The sequence below is a fragment of the Pseudomonas sp. FBF18 genome (assembly GCF_024261405.1).
Lineage (GTDB): Bacteria > Pseudomonadota > Gammaproteobacteria > Pseudomonadales > Pseudomonadaceae > Aquipseudomonas > Aquipseudomonas palmensis.
The window spans coordinates 406,470-421,868 of record NZ_QKRS01000001.1 but is presented as its reverse complement, the minus strand read 5'-3'; the positions used below and the strand labels follow the sequence as shown (position 1 = coordinate 421,868).

The window sequence follows — 15,399 nt, the reverse complement described above, 5'->3', positions numbered from 1 at the left end:
CTCAGGCAACCGGTGCCGGTGGCGGTTCATCAGGGAGTGTGGGTTCACCCGGTTCCATCGGCGGGTTATCGCCTGGCTGCGCCGGCGACGGGGTGTCCGGGCCAGGCTGGCCGGGGACGCCACCGGCCTGCATCAGTGGCGGCTGCGCGAGCAATGACCAGGCCACCAGCCCGATCTGATTGGGCTGCAGCACGGCAAGTTTGGCGCTGATTGAGGGGTCGAGTTTCATAGGCGGCTCCTGAGCGAAGTCCGACACGCCTCCTGGCGTGCCGGGACGGTTCATCTGCTTGGAGTGCCTTGCCGGCGAGTAATTCCCTCGCTTCGTCGGCTCAGGTGCGCGGCAGGGTCACACCACGCTGGCCCTGGTACTTGCCGCCGCGGTCCTTATAGGACACTTCGCACTCTTCGTCGGACTCCAGGAACAGCATCTGCGCCACGCCTTCGTTGGCGTAGATCTTGGCCGGCAGGGTGGTGGTGTTGGAGAACTCCAGGGTCACGTGGCCTTCCCACTCCGGCTCGAGCGGGGTGACGTTGACGATGATGCCGCAACGGGCATAGGTGCTCTTGCCCAGGCAGATGGTCAGCACGTTGCGCGGGATGCGGAAGTACTCGACGGTGCGCGCCAGGGCGAAGGAGTTGGGCGGGATGATGCACACGTCGCTCTTGACGTCGACGAAGCTGCCGGCGTCGAAGTTTTTCGGATCGACGGTGGCCGAATTGATGTTGGTGAACACCTTGAACTCGTCGGCGCAGCGCACGTCGTAGCCGTAGCTGGAGACGCCGAAGGAGATCAGCCGGTTGTCGCTTTCGCCGCGTACCTGACGCTCGACGAAGGGCTCGATCATGCCGTGTTCCTGCGCCATGCGGCGAATCCACTTGTCCGATTTGATGCTCATGGCGGGTGTCCTGAAATAGCGTGGTGAAGAAATTCTGTGGGGCATCTTACCGGGCCCGGCGCCGGGTTCAAAGTTCCGTGCGGTGTTGGCGGCAAGATCCGCGTCATACGGGGCCCGCGCGGGGTATCGCGGCGCCGTCAGTCTTGAATTGCACGAAAGCTGAACAAGACCATTGGCACGTTCTGGAAAAAGGGTTATGGTGACGCCACTGTGCTGCACGTGTCACTGAGAATCTCTACCTGATGCAAGATCTCGATCAACCCATCTTCATGAATTTTCTGCCTCTTTGCACTCAGTCTCGGCCAGGGCGTTTCCTGAGCCGTAATTAACTTTGTCCAAGGAGACAGACCATGTCCAATCGCCAAACCGGTACCGTTAAGTGGTTCAACGATGAAAAAGGCTTCGGCTTCATCACCCCACAATCCGGTGACGACCTGTTCGTACACTTCAAAGCCATTCAAGCTGACGGCTTCAAAAGCCTGAAAGAAGGCCAGCAGGTCTCTTTCGTCGCTACCCGCGGCCAGAAAGGCATGCAAGCTGAAGAAGTACAAGTTATCTAACTTGCGCTTCACTGCTTGAAAAAAGCCCTGCCCTCACCGGCGGGGCTTTTTTTTGCCTTGCCGGTGGGGCTGCCCGTAGGAGCCGGCGTTGCCGGCGAAGGCAACACCGCAGTGCCTGCCTGGTGAAGCAGTGGGCCCTTCGCCGACAACGCCGGCTCCTACACAGGCGAGGGTATCGACTCAGTCTTCGCTGATGGTGATATTGGGCATCGCCGGCGCCGCCGCTTCCTGCAGCACGATGCGCGCCCCCACCTGCCGTGCCAGGTCCTGGTACACCATGGCAATCTGGCTTTCAGGCTCGGCAATCGCGGTCGGCTTGCCGCTGTCGGCCTGCTCGCGAATCAGCATCGACAGGGGCAGCGAAGCCAGCAGCTCCACACCGTACTGCGCCGCCAGCTTCTCGCCACCACCTTCACCGAACAGGTGCTCGGCATGCCCGCAGTTCGAGCAGATATGCACGGCCATGTTCTCGACCACGCCCAGCACCGGGATACTCACCTTGCGGAACATCTCCACACCCTTTTTCGCGTCCAGCAGCGCAAGGTCCTGCGGCGTGGTCACGATCACCGAACCGGCCACCGGCACCTTCTGCGCCAGGGTCAGCTGGATGTCGCCGGTGCCCGGCGGCATGTCGATCACCAGGTAGTCGAGGTTGTCCCAGGCGGTCTGGGTCACCAGTTGCAGCAACGCACCGGAGACCATCGGGCCACGCCATACCATCGGCGTGTTGTCGTCGGTAAGAAACGCCATCGACATGACTTCCACGCCATGCGCACGCAACGGCACGAACCACTTCTGGTCGCGGATCTGCGGCCGGGTCCCTTCGGCGATACCGAACATCACGCCCTGGCTGGGGCCATAGATGTCGGCATCCAGGATACCCACCCGCGCCCCTTCACGGGCCAGGGCCAGGGCCAGGTTGGCGGCGGTGGTGGACTTGCCCACACCGCCCTTGCCCGAGGCAACGGCCACGATGTTCTTGACGTTGGCCAGGCCCGGAATCTGCGCCTGGGCCTTGTGCGCGGCGATCACACAGGTGATCTCGACCTGTGCCGAGGCCACGCCCTCGATCCCCTCGACGGCGGTCTGCAGCACCTGGGCCCAGCCGTTCTTGAACAGGCCGGCGGCATAGCCCAGCTCCAGGGTCACGCTGACCCGGTCGCCCTGGATATCGATGCTGCGCACACACCCGGCGCTGACCGGGTCCTGGTTCAGGTAAGGGTCGGTGTATTGGCGAAGGACGGTTTCAACCGCTGCGCGAGTGACGGCGCTCATGGAGACTCCCGATAAAAGACTGAATGAAACAGGTCGCTATGCTAACCCGTGAAACAACGGCAGATACGTCCATGGGGTGAAATATATTTCCCATCGTTTTATAGTGGCCGATCACCGTTCATACCCTGTAGCCGAAAGTAGCCGAGCCCCCATGTCCGAGCCACGCCAGATTCTCGTCACCAGCGCCCTGCCCTATGCCAACGGGTCGATCCACCTTGGCCACATGCTCGAGTACGTTCAGACAGACATGTGGGTGCGCTTCCAGAAGTACCGCGGCAACCAGTGCACCTACGTGTGCGCCGACGACGCGCACGGTTCGGCGATCATGCTGCGCGCCGAGAAAGAAGGCATTACCCCCGAGCAACTGATCGCGAACGTGCAGGCCGAGCACTGCGGCGACTTTGCCGACTTTCTGGTGGAGTTCGACAACTACCATTCGACCCACGCCGACGAAAACCGCGAGCTGTCGAGCCAGATCTACCTGAAACTGCGTGACGCCGGGCATATCGCCACGCGCTCGGTCACCCAGTATTTCGACCCCGACAAGCAGATGTTCCTGGCCGACCGCTTCATCAAGGGCACCTGCCCCAAATGCGCGGCCGACGACCAGTATGGCGACAACTGCGAAAAATGCGGCGCCACCTACGCGCCGACCGAACTGAAGAACCCCAAGTCGGCCATCTCCGGCGCCACCCCGGTGCTCAGGGACTCCCAGCACTTCTTCTTCAAGCTGCCCGACTTCCAGGCCATGCTGCAGCAGTGGACCCGCAGCGGCACACTGCAGGACGCCGTGGCCAACAAGTTGGCCGAATGGCTGGATTCCGGCCTGCAGGAATGGGACATCTCCCGTGATGCGCCGTACTTCGGCTTCGAGATCCCGGGCGAGCCGGGCAAGTACTTCTATGTGTGGCTGGACGCGCCGATCGGCTACATGGCCAGCTTCAAGAACCTGTGCGACCGCACGCCGGAACTGGACTTCGACGCCTACTGGAAAAAAGACTCCAGCGCCGAGCTGTACCACTTCATCGGCAAGGACATCGTCAACTTCCACGCGCTGTTCTGGCCGGCCATGCTCGAAGGCGCCGGCTACCGCAAGCCGACCGCAATCAACGTGCACGGCTACCTGACGGTCAACGGCCAGAAGATGTCCAAGTCCCGTGGCACCTTCATCAAGGCGCGCACCTACCTCGACCACCTGTCGCCGGAATACCTGCGCTACTACTACGCGGCCAAGCTGGGCCGTGGCGTGGATGACCTGGACCTGAACCTGGAAGACTTCGTGCAGAAGGTCAACTCGGACCTGATCGGCAAGGTGGTCAACATCGCCAGCCGCTGCGCAGGGTTCATCCACAAGGGCAACGGCGGCGTGATGGTGGCCGGCGACGCCGCACCGGAGCTGACCGAGGCCTTCCTGGCTGCGGCACCGGGTATCGCCGACGCCTACGAAGGCCGCGACTTCGCCCGTGCGATGCGCGAAATCATGGGCCTGGCCGACCGCGCCAACGCCTGGATTGCCGACAAGGCCCCGTGGTCGCTGGCCAAGCAGGAAGGCAAGCAGGACGAAGTGCAGGCCGTGTGCGCCCAGGGCATCAACCTGTTCCGCCAGCTGGTGATCTTCCTCAAGCCGGTGCTGCCGCAACTGGCCAGCGACGCCGAGGCGTTCCTGAACGTCGCGCCGCTGACCTGGAACGACCACCAGAGCCGTCTCGAGAACCACCAGCTGAACCCGTTCAAGGCATTGATGACCCGCATCGACCCGGTCAAGGTGCAAGCCATGGTCGACGCTTCCAAGCAGGACCTGGCCGCCAGCCAGACCAGCGTGGTCACCGGCAACGGCGAACTGACCAAGGACCCGCTGTCGGCCGAGATCGACTTCGACACCTTTGCCGCCGTCGACCTGCGGGTAGCACTGATTCTCAAGGCCGAAGCCGTGGAAGGGGCCGACAAGCTGCTGCGCCTGACCCTGGACATCGGTGACGAGCAGCGCAACGTGTTCTCCGGCATCAAGTCCGCCTACCCGGACCCGAGCAAGCTGGAAGGTCGTCTGACCATGATGATCGCCAACCTCAAGCCACGCAAAATGCGCTTTGGCGTGAGCGAGGGGATGGTCATGGCCGCAGGCCCTGGCGGCGAGGAGATCTACCTGCTCAGCCCTGACAGCGGCGCCAAGCCGGGTCAGCGCATCAAGTAAGTGCCACGCCCCGACCCTGACCGGCCGGGGCGTTCTCATTGCACCGTGATTGCCGGATAATGGCGCACAGCCTCTTGCCTGTGGCGCGCCCATGACCGAACTGCTCCTTACCCTTATCAGCGCTGCGCTGGTCAACAACCTCGTGTTGCACCAGGCCCTCGCGCTCGACCCGCTGCTGCAGCCCGTCGAGCCGGCGTCACGTCGCCGGGTGCACGCACTGGGGTTGGCGACGCTGGTGCTGATGGTGCTGGCGGTCGTACCGGGGCAGTTGCTTTACCGCTACGGGTTGCGCCCGCTGCAACTGGAGCACCTGCGCCTGTTCGTGTTCCTGCCGCTGTGCGTTCTGCTGGCAGCGCCGGTGCTGAACCGGTTGCAACGCCAACTGCCACACTGGCCGTTCACCGGCCTCAAACCCTTGCTGCTGGGCAATGCCGCCGTCCTGGGCCTTGCCCTGCAAGCCAGCGATGCCACGCTCGACCCGTTCGCCACCCTGGCCCTGAGCCTGGGCGGCGGCCTGGGCTTCTGGCTGGCGCTGTGCCTGTTCGACGACCTGCGCCAACGCAGCGACGCGGCCCCCGTGGCCTTGCGCGGCCTGCCCATCGAGCTGATCGGCGCAGGGATCATGGCCCTGGCCTTTCTCGGTTTCAACGGACTGTTCACCTCATGAGCCTGATTCAACGCATCGACGCCCTGCTGCCCCAGACCCAATGCGGCAAGTGCGGTCATGCCGGCTGCCAGCCTTACGCCCAGGGGCTGGCGGCGGGCGAGGCGATCAACAAGTGCCCACCCGGCGGCAGCGAGACCATTGCCGTACTGGCAGCACTGCTGCAGGTGCCGGTGATTGCCCTGGATACCGACCGCGGCAGTGCGCCCGCCCAGGTCGCCTTCATTCGCGAGGCCGAATGTATCGGTTGCACCAAATGCATCCAGGCCTGCCCGGTGGACGCCATCGTCGGCGCCGCCAAGCTGATGCACACAGTCATCAGCGCCGAATGCACCGGCTGCGACCTGTGCGTGGCGCCTTGCCCGGTCGACTGCATCGACCTGCTGCCACTGCCTGCCGACAGCCCCATCGTGCCGATCGTCGGCGGCCTGGCGGACACCCGGCCACAGCAGCTCGCCCGCGCCGCCCGGCGCAGCCATGCACGCCACCGCTTCGAGCAGCGTGCCCAGCGCCTGCAACGCGAAGAGGCGCGCAAGCAGGCCGAACGCATCGCGCGCAGCCAGCGGCCCGCCCCGAACGCGGCGGCTGCGGTGCCGGCCGACGACCCGATCAAGGCCGCGATTGCGCGGGTGCAGGCGCAAAAGGCTGCAGCCGCCGATGCGGCGCTGAAAAAGGCCAAGATTGCCGCGGCCATGAGTCGCGCCCAGCTGACCAAGGCGCGCACAGCCTTTGGCGACTCGCCAAGCCCGGCGCAGCAAGCGCAACTGGCTGACCTGCAGCAAGCGCAGCAACAGGCCCAGGCTCACCTGGAATCACTGCTGGCGGTAAGCGATGCTGCCCGCGCCTGACCCGGGCGAACGCCTGCGCGCCAGCCTGCGCCTGGTGCTGCTGGCGTGCCTGCCCGGCTTGCTGGCACTGACCTGGCTGCACGGTTGGGGCACCCTGCTCAACCTGCTGCTGACCACCACCGCGGCGCTGGCGACCGAAGCGGTGCTGCTGCGCGCCCAGCGCCGCCCGGTGCGTGCTGCACTGGGCGATGGCAGCGCCCTGGTCAGCGCCACGCTGCTGGCCATCGCCCTGCCGGCCTACCTCGCCTGGTGGGTGCCGGTGATTGCCAGCGCAAGCGCCCTGGCCCTGGGCAAGCATGTGTACGGCGGGCTTGGCAAGAATCCGTTCAACCCGGCCATGCTCGGCTATGCCGTGGCCCTGGTCAGCTTTCCGGCCCAGATGACCCAGTGGCCCGGGCCGCAACCGCTGGACCTGGGCACCAGCCTCGAAGCGGTGTTCGGCTTGGCCGTCCGACCCGACGCCTGGGCCCAGGCGACGGTGCTGGATGTGGTGCGCCACAACCAGAGCCTGACCATCGAAGAACTGTTCGGCCAGCACCCGGCCTTCGGCCGATTCGCCGGCGCGGGCAGCGAGTGGGTCGCCCTGGCCTTCCTGGCCGGCGGCCTTTTGTTGCTGCAGCGCAAGGTGTTCAGCTGGCATGCCCCGGTGGCCATGCTGGGCAGCCTGTTCATCATGAGCCTGCTGGGCTGGAACGGCTCGGGCTCCGACTCCAATGGCTCGCCGCTGTTTCACCTGCTGGCCGGCTCCAGCCTGTTCGTCGCATTCTTCATCGTCACCGAACCGGTCAGCGGCCCCAGGGCGGCCAGCGCACGCCTGCTGTTCGGCGCCGGGGTGGGCGTGCTGGTCTATCTGATCCGTACCTGGGGTAGCTATCCCGACGGCAGCGCGTTCGCCGTGCTGCTGATGAACCTGTGCGTGCCGGCGCTCGAACGCTGGGCCGCGCGGCGCCAAGGGCAGCCGGCATGACCCCCCGGGCGCGTGCAGTGCTGCTGGTGGCGGCCGTGGCGTGCCTGGCCATCGGCTGCGCCATTGGCTGGGCGCAGTTGAACGCCGCGCGTATCAGCCAGGCTGAACTGCAGCTCAAGGCCAGGAGCCTGCTGAGCGTGCTGCCGGCAGAGCGCTACGACAACCAGCCGCTGCAACGCCCCCTCGCACTGCCCGCACCGACCCTGGCCCATAGCACCCTGCTGGCCGGCTACCGCGCGACCCTGCTCGGCCAGCCCAGCGCCGTGGTGCTGCACAGCCGGGTTCAGGGCTATGCGGGGCCACTGGACCTGCTGATCGCCATCGACAGCCACGGCCGCCTGCTGGCCACCCGGGTGCTGCAGCACCAGGAAACGCCAGGGCTTGGCGGCAAGTTGAGTGAACCGGGCAACACCTGGCTACGCGGGTTCGAGGGCCGCACGCTGGCGGACACCCCCGATCCGGCCTGGGCCCTCAAGCGCGATGCCGGCCAGTTCGACCAGCTGGCCGGCGCCAGCGTGACCTCCCGCGCAGTGATCCGGGCGGTGCACGATGCCCTGCGCTACTTCGACGAACACTCCCACTATCTGCTGGGTACCGGTGAACATGAATAGCCGCAGCCTGCTCATCCTCAGCCTGGCCCCGATGCTGGGCGCCAGCCAGACCCTGGCCCAGGCCGCAGCGGTGGCGTTGTTCAGCCTGGTGAGCCTGTGCCTGCACCGGTTGTGCATGACGCCCTTGCGCCCGCTGCTGCAAGGGCTGCAGACCACGCTGGTCAGCGTGCTGCTGGCGGCGATGCTGGTGACCTGCCTGGAGCTGAGCCTGCGCGCCTGGGCCCTGGAGGTTCACGCGCAACTGGGCATCTACCCGGCGCTGATCGCACTGCAATGCGTGCTGCTGGAGCAGAGCTTCGAGCGCCATCGCGGCGTCGCGCAAGGCCTGCTGCTGGTCATCGGCTTGTGTACAGTGCACCTGCTGCTGGGCCTGTGCCGCGAACTGCTGGGCTCTGCCGGGCTGCGCCTGGCCCAACTGACCCCGGGCGCACTGATCCTGCTGGGCCTGCTACTGGCCATTTTCAACCGGGTGCGGCGCAAGCCGGCCCCCTCTAGCCGTCAAGGAAGCCTCTGAGCCCATGAATGCTGCCAAACGCCTGGAAATCTTTCGCAGGCTGCACGAAGACAACCCGGACCCGAAGACCGAGCTGGCCTACACCACCCCCTTCGAACTGCTGATCGCGGTCATCCTCTCGGCGCAATCCACCGACGTGGGGGTCAACAAGGCCACTGCACGCCTGTACCCGGAGGCCAACACGCCCCAGGCCATCTACGACCTGGGCGTTGAAGGGTTGTCCAGCTACATCAAGACCATCGGCCTGTACAACAGCAAGGCCAAGAACGTCATCGAAACCTGTCGCCTGCTGATCGAGCGCCACGGCGGCGAAGTGCCGCAAACCCGCGAAGCCCTCGAAGCGTTGCCCGGGGTGGGCAGAAAGACGGCCAACGTGGTGCTCAACACCGCATTTCGCCAGCCGACCATGGCGGTGGACACGCATATCTTCCGGGTCAGCAACCGCACCCGTATCGCCCCCGGCAAGACGGTGCTGGAGGTGGAAAAGGCATTGATGAAGTTTGTGCCCAAGGACTATCTGCTGGATGCGCACCACTGGCTGATACTGCATGGGCGCTATGTATGCCAGGCGCGCAAGCCACGCTGTGGAAGCTGCCGTATCGAGGACCTTTGCGAGTACCCGCAAAAAACCTCCGACGATTGAACAAATAGTTGAATCGGTTGCGCACGATTGAAAAAATCTTTTTTACCGGCTCTGAAAATATCGCTATAAGGTGCGCCAATAGCCCTCTTGGCATGGAGTGACTTATGAGCACCGATAACGAAGAGCTGGATATCGACGTCGAGCCGGACACGGCAGACGAACAGGAAACGGAAAGCCCGCCCGAAACGGCGAAGACCAACCTCAGCAAGCGTCGCACCATCGACAACATGCTGGAAGAACGCCGCCTGCAAAAGCAGTTGGCCGATTACGACTTCGATCTTTGACGGCCCACTTCAGGTCGCGGGCGGGCCGTCTCTAGCGCATGCATGGGCCAGGCAGTCGCCCTGGCAAGGTCTGGTTCACACCAGGCCGTTACGCTGGGCCAGTTCGATAAGGTCCACCAGGGAGCGCGCATTGAGCTTGAGCAACAGGCGCGTCTTGTAGGTACTCACCGTCTTGTTGCTCAGAAACATGCCGTCGGCAATCTCCTTGTTGGTCTTGCCGCGTGCCAGTTGCTGCAGCACCATCATCTCCCGCCCCGACAGACGTTCGACCATATCCGCTTCGCTGGAACCGCCAAGGTTCGAACGCACCGAGTGCAGGGCCTGGTTGGGGAAGTAGCTGTAACCGGAGAGGACCGCCTTGATGGCGCTGAGCAGCTCGGTAAGGTCCTGCTGCTTGCAGACATAACCCGCGGCGCCCGCCTGCATGCACCGCATCGAAAAATGCCCAGGTGCCTGTGAGGTCAGCACCAGTACCTTTATGTTCACGTCATTGGAGGTCAACCTTGCGATGACCTCCAGCCCATCGAGCTTGGGCATGCCGATATCCAGTATCACGATATCGGGCAGGTGTTTCTTGACCAGCTGCAGCGCGTCCACTCCGTTGTCGGTCTCTGCGACAACTTCATAGCCATGCCGCTCCATCAGCATGCGTACAGCCAGGCGAATGACCGGATGATCATCCACGATCAGCACTTTATTCATGGGCAAAATCCAATTTTCGCTGTTCGATTTTTTGAGCCCGCACAATAGCCTAGTCAACCGGCATAGTGCATTGCAGCTTCCTTGACAGTTGCACGACAAGACCAGACCTACCTAAATAGAAGATTATTCCTACAAAACTTCCTGATAGCAGGCGTTAAGCAGAAACAATCATTGCGTCGTTCGAGGCGTGCATGCAGTGCGAACAAACACTAACACCGCACTCTCGCCACGTTCCATATGACAACGCTCGCCCGCACGCAGGAAATATCCGTGATATTTGACTAACCCGGGTATCAATCCTGTCACGGCGTTTTATCGCGTCGAAGTTGCACCGAAGTATTTCCTGAGGACGATCCATAACCCCCTGAACACCGAAGTACCCAGGCCGCATAGTGGTTCCAAAAACAATGCGAACCCTGACCCTTGCGCCCACGAAACAGCGCTCACGCCGAGCAGCAGGCACGTACATGAGCAACGTCGAACCGAAAAGCCCACTGACGATCATTGCTATTTTCGCGGGTATCATCGAAGCCTCTGCGTTGGCCTCACTGCCCTTTCTTGGCGAAGACAGCCAGGGTATCTACACGTGGTTTCTGGTGGGCTTTCCACCCTTTCTGACAATCCTGTTTTTCCTGACGCTCAACTTCAACAGCAAGACGCTGTATTGCCCGGAGTACAACGAGGACACGCCTGAAGTTCAGGATGAACCCAAAGACTGGCCAACTTCAGAACAACGTGAAAGTCACCTGCCGCCTGCCCGTTCTGCCTTTGCACAATTGACCACACAAGCCCCACCCCTGGGTTGCGACGCCATGGCACCCGCTATCTCGACCATCGTCATTTCCGGTGCACACAGCACATCGCTGATCGAATACCTTGTCACTCAGGCCATCACGCAACAGCCCAGGCTGGGCACGCTGGTCATCCACAACCTTGAAACCGGCACGCAGACCACACTGACCACCCATGCCCTGGGCGCCGAGCCACCGCAATGAACGCATAAAAAAACCCGGCCTCAGGCCGGGTTCCTTTCGTTCAAGCGCCCCTCACACCAGTGAGCGGCCCTTGTTCGCGGCAATGCGCAGGCGCAGTGCGTTGAGCTTGATGAAGCCCGCCGCGTCGGCCTGGTTGTAGGCGCCGCCGTCTTCTTCGAAGGTGGCGATGTTGGCATCGAACAGCGAATCGTCAGACTTGCGACCGGTGACGATCACGTTGCCCTTGTACAGCTTCAGGCGAACCACACCGTTCACGTTCAACTGCGAAGCATCGATCATCTGTTGCAGCATCAGACGCTCAGGGCTCCACCAGTAGCCGGTGTAGATCAGGCTGGCGTACTTGGCCATCAGCTCATCCTTGAGGTGAGCCACTTCGCGGTCCAGGGTGATGGACTCGATCGCACGGTGCGCGCGCAGCATGATGGTGCCGCCCGGGGTTTCGTAGCAGCCACGGGACTTCATGCCCACATAGCGGTTCTCGACGATGTCCAGGCGACCGATGCCGTTCTCGCCGCCGATGCGGTTCAGGGTGGCCAGGACGGTGGCCGGAGTCATCTCGACGCCGTCCAGCGCCACGACGTCGCCGTTGCGGTAGGTCAGTTCCAGGTAGGTCGGAACGTCAGGGGCGTTTTCTGGCGACTTGGTCCAGCGCCACATGTCTTCTTCGTGCTCGGTCCAGGTATCCTCCAGCACGCCGCCCTCGTAGGAGATGTGCAGCAGGTTGGCGTCCATCGAGTACGGCGACTTCTTCTTGCCGTGACGCTCGATCGGGATACCGTGCTTCTCGGCGTAGTCCATCAGCTTCTCGCGCGAGAGCAGGTCCCACTCGCGCCATGGGGCGATGACCTTGACGCCTGGCTTGAGCGCGTAGGCACCCAGCTCGAAACGCACCTGGTCGTTGCCCTTGCCGGTGGCGCCATGGGAAATGGCGTCGGCGCCGGTTTCGTTGGCGATCTCGATCAGACGCTTGGCGATCAGCGGACGTGCGATGGAAGTACCCAGCAGGTACTCGCCTTCGTAGACGGTGTTGGCGCGGAACATCGGGAACACGAAATCGCGGACGAATTCTTCTCGCAGGTCATCGATGTAGATCTCTTTGACACCCATGGCCTGAGCCTTGGCGCGGGCCGGTTCGACCTCCTCGCCCTGCCCCAGATCGGCGGTGAACGTCACCACTTCACAGTTGTAGGTATCTTGCAGCCACTTGAGAATCACCGAAGTATCAAGGCCGCCGGAATACGCCAGTACGACCTTTTTTACGTCCGCCATGCCATCACTCCACGGGTTGTACGGAAAGCCGGTGATTCTACCGGCCTTACCGCAGAATTTACAGTGGGGCGACAGCTTGTGACGACAAAGCGACAGAAATTGTCGTCGGCGCGACCGGCGGTCGCACCGTCGAATCAGGCGGCGGGTTTGCCTGCCTGGGCGGCCGGCGTCTGCGTGGGTGCCGGCGCAGGCGGGGTCGCTGCCGGTTCGGCAGGCTTGTGCGGGGCAACCTCTGCGGGCTTCTCGACCGGGGTGACGCGGTCGAGCTGGATGTTCACCCGGCGGTTGCGTGCCCGATTGGCGGCATTGGTATTGGCCGCCAGCGGATAGCGCTCGCCATGAAAGCGCACGGTGATCTGCTCTTCGGGGATGCCATGGGCCTTGAGGTAGTCCTGCACCGCCAGGGCGCGGCGACGCGAGAGGTCGCGGTTGGTCAGGCGGTTGCCGCTGTTGTCGGAGTGGCCATCGAGCTCGATGTGGTTGACCGTGGGGTCGGCCTTGAGGAAGTCGATGATCACGTCCAGGCGGGCACGTGCATCGGCATCCAGATCGATACCGCCGCCCGGAAAGCCCACGCGTGCCTGGCGCACCTGGTCATAGTTCATCGGCAGCAGCTTGGCCGCACAGGCCTGGTAGTCACCGTAGGCACGGTTGAACTTCACCGGCAGCACGCGCACTTCCATGCTGCGCCCGGCTTCGCCGGTGTAGTTGCGCACCACGGTGCTGCGCCCGTCCAGCAGGCCATTGATGAGCCGGCTGGCCTGGCCCTGGGAGCTGTTGAACAGCACGCCGCTGCGCGCCATGCGCACCGCGCCCAGGTTGATGTCGCCACGCCCGGGCTGCCACGGTGCGGCGGCGGCCAGCAGGGTCGCGGAGCCGGCGCCCAGCACATTGCTGGTGGAGCGTAGCTGGAAGGTGGCCTGCTCGCCCGCGCGGCGCACGAACTCACCGCTGCCGAAATCGGCGATCGGCTGGATCAGCCGGCATTCGAACTGATCGCCCTCGACCTTCCACTCGACGTTCTCCACGCGAGTCTGGAAGGTGAGTGCCACGGCCGGCAGGCTGGCAAACATACTGAGCAGGGCTAGGTAACGCTGGCGCACGGGCGGCTCCACAAATTTCTTACGGCATACCTGCAAGCTATCGGACGCCCTGCGCAAAACTTGATAGCGAGTGCTCGGATCGGGCTTTTCCGGTAGCATTCACCGGGAGTTCGAACCGCCTGGAATCCCCAATGTCCGACCGCCTGACCCTCCTGCGTCCCGACGACTGGCACATCCATCTTCGCGATGGCGCTGTATTGCCCCATACCGTCGGCGACGTGGCGCGCACCTTTGCCCGCGCCATCATCATGCCCAACCTGGTACCGCCGGTACGCAACACTGCCGAAGCCGACGCCTATCGCCAGCGCATCCTGGCCGCCCGCCCTGCCGGCAGCCGCTTCGAACCGCTGATGGTGCTGTACCTCACCGACCGCACCCAGCCCGAGGACATTCGCGCGGCCAAGGCCAGCGGATTCGTGCATGCCGCCAAGATGTACCCGGCCGGCGCGACCACCAACTCGGACTCCGGCGTGACCAGCGTCGACAAGATTTTCCCGGTGCTCGAAGCCATGGCCGAGGTGGGCATGCCACTTCTGGTGCACGGCGAAGTGACCCGCCCCGAGATCGACGTGTTCGATCGCGAGAAGCTGTTCATCGACGAGCATCTGCGCCGTGTGGTCGAGCGCTTCCCCACGCTCAAAGTGGTGTTCGAGCACATCACCACTGCCGAAGCCGTGCAGTTCGTCAACGAGGCCCCGGCCAACGTCGGCGCAACCATCACCGCCCAGCACCTGCTGTACAACCGCAACCACATGCTGGTGGGCGGTATTCGCCCGCACTTCTACTGCCTGCCGATCCTCAAGCGCAACACCCACCAGGTGGCTCTGCTCGACGCAGCCACCAGCGGCAGCAGCAAGTTCTTCCTCGGCACCGATTCGGCGCCCCACGCCCAGCATGCCAAGGAAGCCGCCTGCGGCTGTGCCGGCTGCTACACCGCGTTCGCCGCCATCGAGCTGTACGCCGAGGCGTTCGAACAGCGCAACGCGCTGGACAAGCTGGAAGGTTTCGCCAGCCTGCATGGCCCGGCGTTCTACGGCCTGCCGGCGAACACCGACCACATTACCCTGGTCCGCGAAAGCTGGACCGCCCCAGGCAGCCTGCCGTTCGGCGAGCAGACTGTCATCCCGCTGCGCGCCGGTGAGCAACTGCGCTGGCGCCTGCTGGAGGAGACTGTGTGAGCGACGATTACGAAGACGACCAGGAAGGTCAAGGCGGCGGTTCGCGCCATCCGATGGCAGAGCGCTTTCGCGGCTACCTGCCGGTGGTGGTGGATGTTGAAACCGGTGGTTTCAACTGCGCCACCGATGCACTGCTGGAAATAGCCGCAGTCACCATCGGCATGGACGAAAAGGGCTTCCTGTTCCCGGAGCACACCTATTTCTTCCGCGTCGAACCCTTCGAGGGCGCCAATATCGAACAGGCGGCCCTGGACTTCACCGGCATCAAGCTCGATCACCCGCTGCGCATGGCGGTCAGCGAAGAGTCGGCGCTGACCGACATCTTCCGCGGCGTGCGCAAGGCCCTCAAGGCCAATGGCTGCAAGCGCGCGATCCTGGTGGGGCACAACAGCAGTTTCGACCTGGGCTTCCTCAACGCGGCCGTGGCGCGCCACGACATGAAGCGCAACCCCTTCCACCCGTTCTCCAGCTTCGACACCGCCACCCTGGCTGGCCTGGCCTATGGTCAGACCGTGCTGGCGCGGGCCTGCCAGAGTGCCGACATCGACTTTGACGGGCGGGAGGCACACTCGGCGCGCTACGACACCGAGAAGACGGCCGAGCTGTTCTGCGGCATCGTCAATCGCTGGAAGGAAATGGGCGGCTGGCAGGACTTTCGCGACTGACCGCTTCGCCGGCCGGCGCCTGCAGACGCTACGC

General features: G+C 63.7%; 17 protein-coding genes and 1 pseudogene. 12 read left to right on the top strand and 6 right to left on the bottom strand.

Translation table 11 applies throughout. The annotated features are described in order from the left end of the window. Position 1: 1 nt before the first annotated feature. Positions 2 to 229 carry a hypothetical protein gene (locus DN387_RS01995; protein WP_043861959.1) on the bottom strand — a complete coding sequence of 76 codons (228 nt, stop codon included), beginning with the start codon at positions 227 to 229 and terminating at the stop codon, positions 2 to 4. A 100-nt stretch (positions 230 to 329) separates the two neighbouring features. After that, complete coding sequence (gene dcd, locus DN387_RS01990) at positions 330 to 896, bottom strand: dCTP deaminase (protein ID WP_028943496.1); 567 nt, start codon at positions 894 to 896, stop codon at positions 330 to 332. A 350-nt stretch (positions 897 to 1,246) separates the two neighbouring features. On the opposite strand from dcd, the gene DN387_RS01985 reads away from it, so the two are divergent. Continuing rightward, the gene (locus tag DN387_RS01985) at positions 1,247 to 1,456 is read left to right on the top strand and encodes a cold-shock protein (RefSeq protein WP_008365925.1); all 210 of its coding nucleotides are present in this window, start codon (positions 1,247 to 1,249) and stop codon (positions 1,454 to 1,456) included. A gap of 180 nt (positions 1,457 to 1,636) precedes the next feature. Here DN387_RS01985 and apbC read toward each other — a convergent pair whose 3' ends face one another. Continuing rightward, complete coding sequence (gene apbC, locus DN387_RS01980) at positions 1,637 to 2,731, bottom strand: iron-sulfur cluster carrier protein ApbC (protein ID WP_054914745.1); 1,095 nt, start codon at positions 2,729 to 2,731, stop codon at positions 1,637 to 1,639. 151 nt (positions 2,732 to 2,882) lie between these two features. On the opposite strand from apbC, the gene metG reads away from it, so the two are divergent. The 8 genes and pseudogenes from metG (at position 2,883) to DN387_RS01940 (ending at position 9,453) form a co-directional block, all read left to right on the top strand. Continuing rightward, positions 2,883 to 4,922, top strand: a complete 2,040-nt coding sequence (gene metG / locus DN387_RS01975; protein ID WP_043861961.1) for a methionine--tRNA ligase — start codon at positions 2,883 to 2,885, stop codon at positions 4,920 to 4,922. Positions 4,923 to 5,013: 91 nt separating this feature from the next. After that, entirely contained in the window at positions 5,014 to 5,589 is a 576-nt protein-coding gene (locus tag DN387_RS01970; RefSeq protein ID WP_054914746.1) for an Rnf-Nqr domain containing protein, read from the top strand. Beyond that, a pseudogene (locus tag DN387_RS01965) lies at positions 5,586 to 6,401 on the top strand (RnfABCDGE type electron transport complex subunit B); the annotation flags it as partial. The gene DN387_RS01970 and the pseudogene DN387_RS01965, both read left to right, overlap by 4 nt. A 16-nt stretch (positions 6,402 to 6,417) precedes the next feature. Next, entirely contained in the window at positions 6,418 to 7,401 is a 984-nt protein-coding gene (locus DN387_RS01960; RefSeq protein ID WP_054914748.1) for an RnfABCDGE type electron transport complex subunit D, read from the top strand. Beyond that, positions 7,398 to 8,012 (top strand): RnfABCDGE type electron transport complex subunit G, encoded by a 615-nt coding sequence (locus DN387_RS01955; protein ID WP_054914749.1) that lies wholly within the window; start codon positions 7,398 to 7,400, stop codon positions 8,010 to 8,012. The genes DN387_RS01960 and DN387_RS01955 overlap by 4 nt, the downstream gene beginning before the upstream one ends. Next, entirely contained in the window at positions 8,005 to 8,526 is a 522-nt protein-coding gene (locus DN387_RS01950; RefSeq protein ID WP_082405709.1) for an Rnf-Nqr domain containing protein, read from the top strand. Before DN387_RS01955 ends, DN387_RS01950 begins: the two co-directional genes overlap by 8 nt. Positions 8,527 to 8,530: 4 nt before the next feature. Then, positions 8,531 to 9,169, top strand: coding sequence for an endonuclease III (gene nth / locus DN387_RS01945; RefSeq protein ID WP_054914750.1), 639 nt, complete (start codon positions 8,531 to 8,533; stop codon positions 9,167 to 9,169). Between the two features lie 104 nt (positions 9,170 to 9,273). Continuing rightward, positions 9,274 to 9,453: a PA3496 family putative envelope integrity protein gene (locus tag DN387_RS01940; protein WP_043861968.1), complete on the top strand. Its 180-nt coding sequence runs from the start codon at positions 9,274 to 9,276 to the stop codon at positions 9,451 to 9,453. Between the two features lie 75 nt (positions 9,454 to 9,528). Here the strand turns inward: DN387_RS01940 and DN387_RS01935 are convergent, their stop codons facing one another. After that, on the bottom strand, positions 9,529 to 10,155 hold the full coding sequence (locus tag DN387_RS01935) for a response regulator transcription factor (protein ID WP_043861969.1): 627 nt from the start codon (positions 10,153 to 10,155) through the stop codon (positions 9,529 to 9,531). A 467-nt stretch (positions 10,156 to 10,622) separates the two neighbouring features. On the opposite strand from DN387_RS01935, the gene DN387_RS01930 reads away from it, so the two are divergent. Then, entirely contained in the window at positions 10,623 to 11,150 is a 528-nt protein-coding gene (locus DN387_RS01930; protein WP_043861970.1) for a hypothetical protein, read from the top strand. 51 nt (positions 11,151 to 11,201) lie between these two features. On the opposite strand, the gene DN387_RS01925 is transcribed toward DN387_RS01930, so the two are convergent. Continuing rightward, positions 11,202 to 12,419: an argininosuccinate synthase gene (locus tag DN387_RS01925; protein ID WP_043861971.1), complete on the bottom strand. Its 1,218-nt coding sequence runs from the start codon at positions 12,417 to 12,419 to the stop codon at positions 11,202 to 11,204. Between the two features lie 134 nt (positions 12,420 to 12,553). Next, entirely contained in the window at positions 12,554 to 13,522 is a 969-nt protein-coding gene (locus DN387_RS01920) for an OmpA family protein (protein ID WP_043861972.1), read from the bottom strand. 131 nt (positions 13,523 to 13,653) lie between these two features. Between DN387_RS01920 and pyrC the strand changes: the two genes are divergently transcribed. Both pyrC and rnt read left to right on the top strand, forming a co-directional pair. Next, positions 13,654 to 14,700, top strand: a complete 1,047-nt coding sequence (gene pyrC, locus DN387_RS01915) for a dihydroorotase (RefSeq protein WP_043861973.1) — start codon at positions 13,654 to 13,656, stop codon at positions 14,698 to 14,700. Positions 14,701 to 14,753: 53 nt separating this feature from the next. After that, the gene (gene rnt, locus DN387_RS01910) at positions 14,754 to 15,365 is read left to right on the top strand and encodes a ribonuclease T (RefSeq protein WP_173925077.1); all 612 of its coding nucleotides are present in this window, start codon (positions 14,754 to 14,756) and stop codon (positions 15,363 to 15,365) included. Positions 15,366 to 15,399 lie beyond the last annotated feature (34 nt).

Bases quoted from the DNA above. Each gene is read 5' to 3' on its own strand.
- DN387_RS01995 (WP_043861959.1), bottom strand. From the start codon at position 229: ATGAAACTCGACCCCTCAATCAGCGCCAAACTTGCCGTGCTGCAGCCC.
- dcd (WP_028943496.1), bottom strand. From the start codon at position 896: ATGAGCATCAAATCGGACAAGTGGATTCGCCGCATGGCGCAGGAACAC.
- DN387_RS01985 (WP_008365925.1), top strand. From the start codon at position 1,247: ATGTCCAATCGCCAAACCGGTACCGTTAAGTGGTTCAACGATGAAAAA.
- apbC (WP_054914745.1), bottom strand. From the start codon at position 2,731: ATGAGCGCCGTCACTCGCGCAGCGGTTGAAACCGTCCTTCGCCAATAC.
- metG (WP_043861961.1), top strand. From the start codon at position 2,883: ATGTCCGAGCCACGCCAGATTCTCGTCACCAGCGCCCTGCCCTATGCC.
- DN387_RS01970 (WP_054914746.1), top strand. From the start codon at position 5,014: ATGACCGAACTGCTCCTTACCCTTATCAGCGCTGCGCTGGTCAACAAC.
- DN387_RS01960 (WP_054914748.1), top strand. From the start codon at position 6,418: ATGCTGCCCGCGCCTGACCCGGGCGAACGCCTGCGCGCCAGCCTGCGC.
- DN387_RS01955 (WP_054914749.1), top strand. From the start codon at position 7,398: ATGACCCCCCGGGCGCGTGCAGTGCTGCTGGTGGCGGCCGTGGCGTGC.
- DN387_RS01950 (WP_082405709.1), top strand. From the start codon at position 8,005: ATGAATAGCCGCAGCCTGCTCATCCTCAGCCTGGCCCCGATGCTGGGC.
- nth (WP_054914750.1), top strand. From the start codon at position 8,531: ATGAATGCTGCCAAACGCCTGGAAATCTTTCGCAGGCTGCACGAAGAC.
- DN387_RS01940 (WP_043861968.1), top strand. From the start codon at position 9,274: ATGAGCACCGATAACGAAGAGCTGGATATCGACGTCGAGCCGGACACG.
- DN387_RS01935 (WP_043861969.1), bottom strand. From the start codon at position 10,155: ATGAATAAAGTGCTGATCGTGGATGATCATCCGGTCATTCGCCTGGCT.
- DN387_RS01930 (WP_043861970.1), top strand. From the start codon at position 10,623: ATGAGCAACGTCGAACCGAAAAGCCCACTGACGATCATTGCTATTTTC.
- DN387_RS01925 (WP_043861971.1), bottom strand. From the start codon at position 12,419: ATGGCGGACGTAAAAAAGGTCGTACTGGCGTATTCCGGCGGCCTTGAT.
- pyrC (WP_043861973.1), top strand. From the start codon at position 13,654: ATGTCCGACCGCCTGACCCTCCTGCGTCCCGACGACTGGCACATCCAT.
- rnt (WP_173925077.1), top strand. From the start codon at position 14,754: ATGGCAGAGCGCTTTCGCGGCTACCTGCCGGTGGTGGTGGATGTTGAA.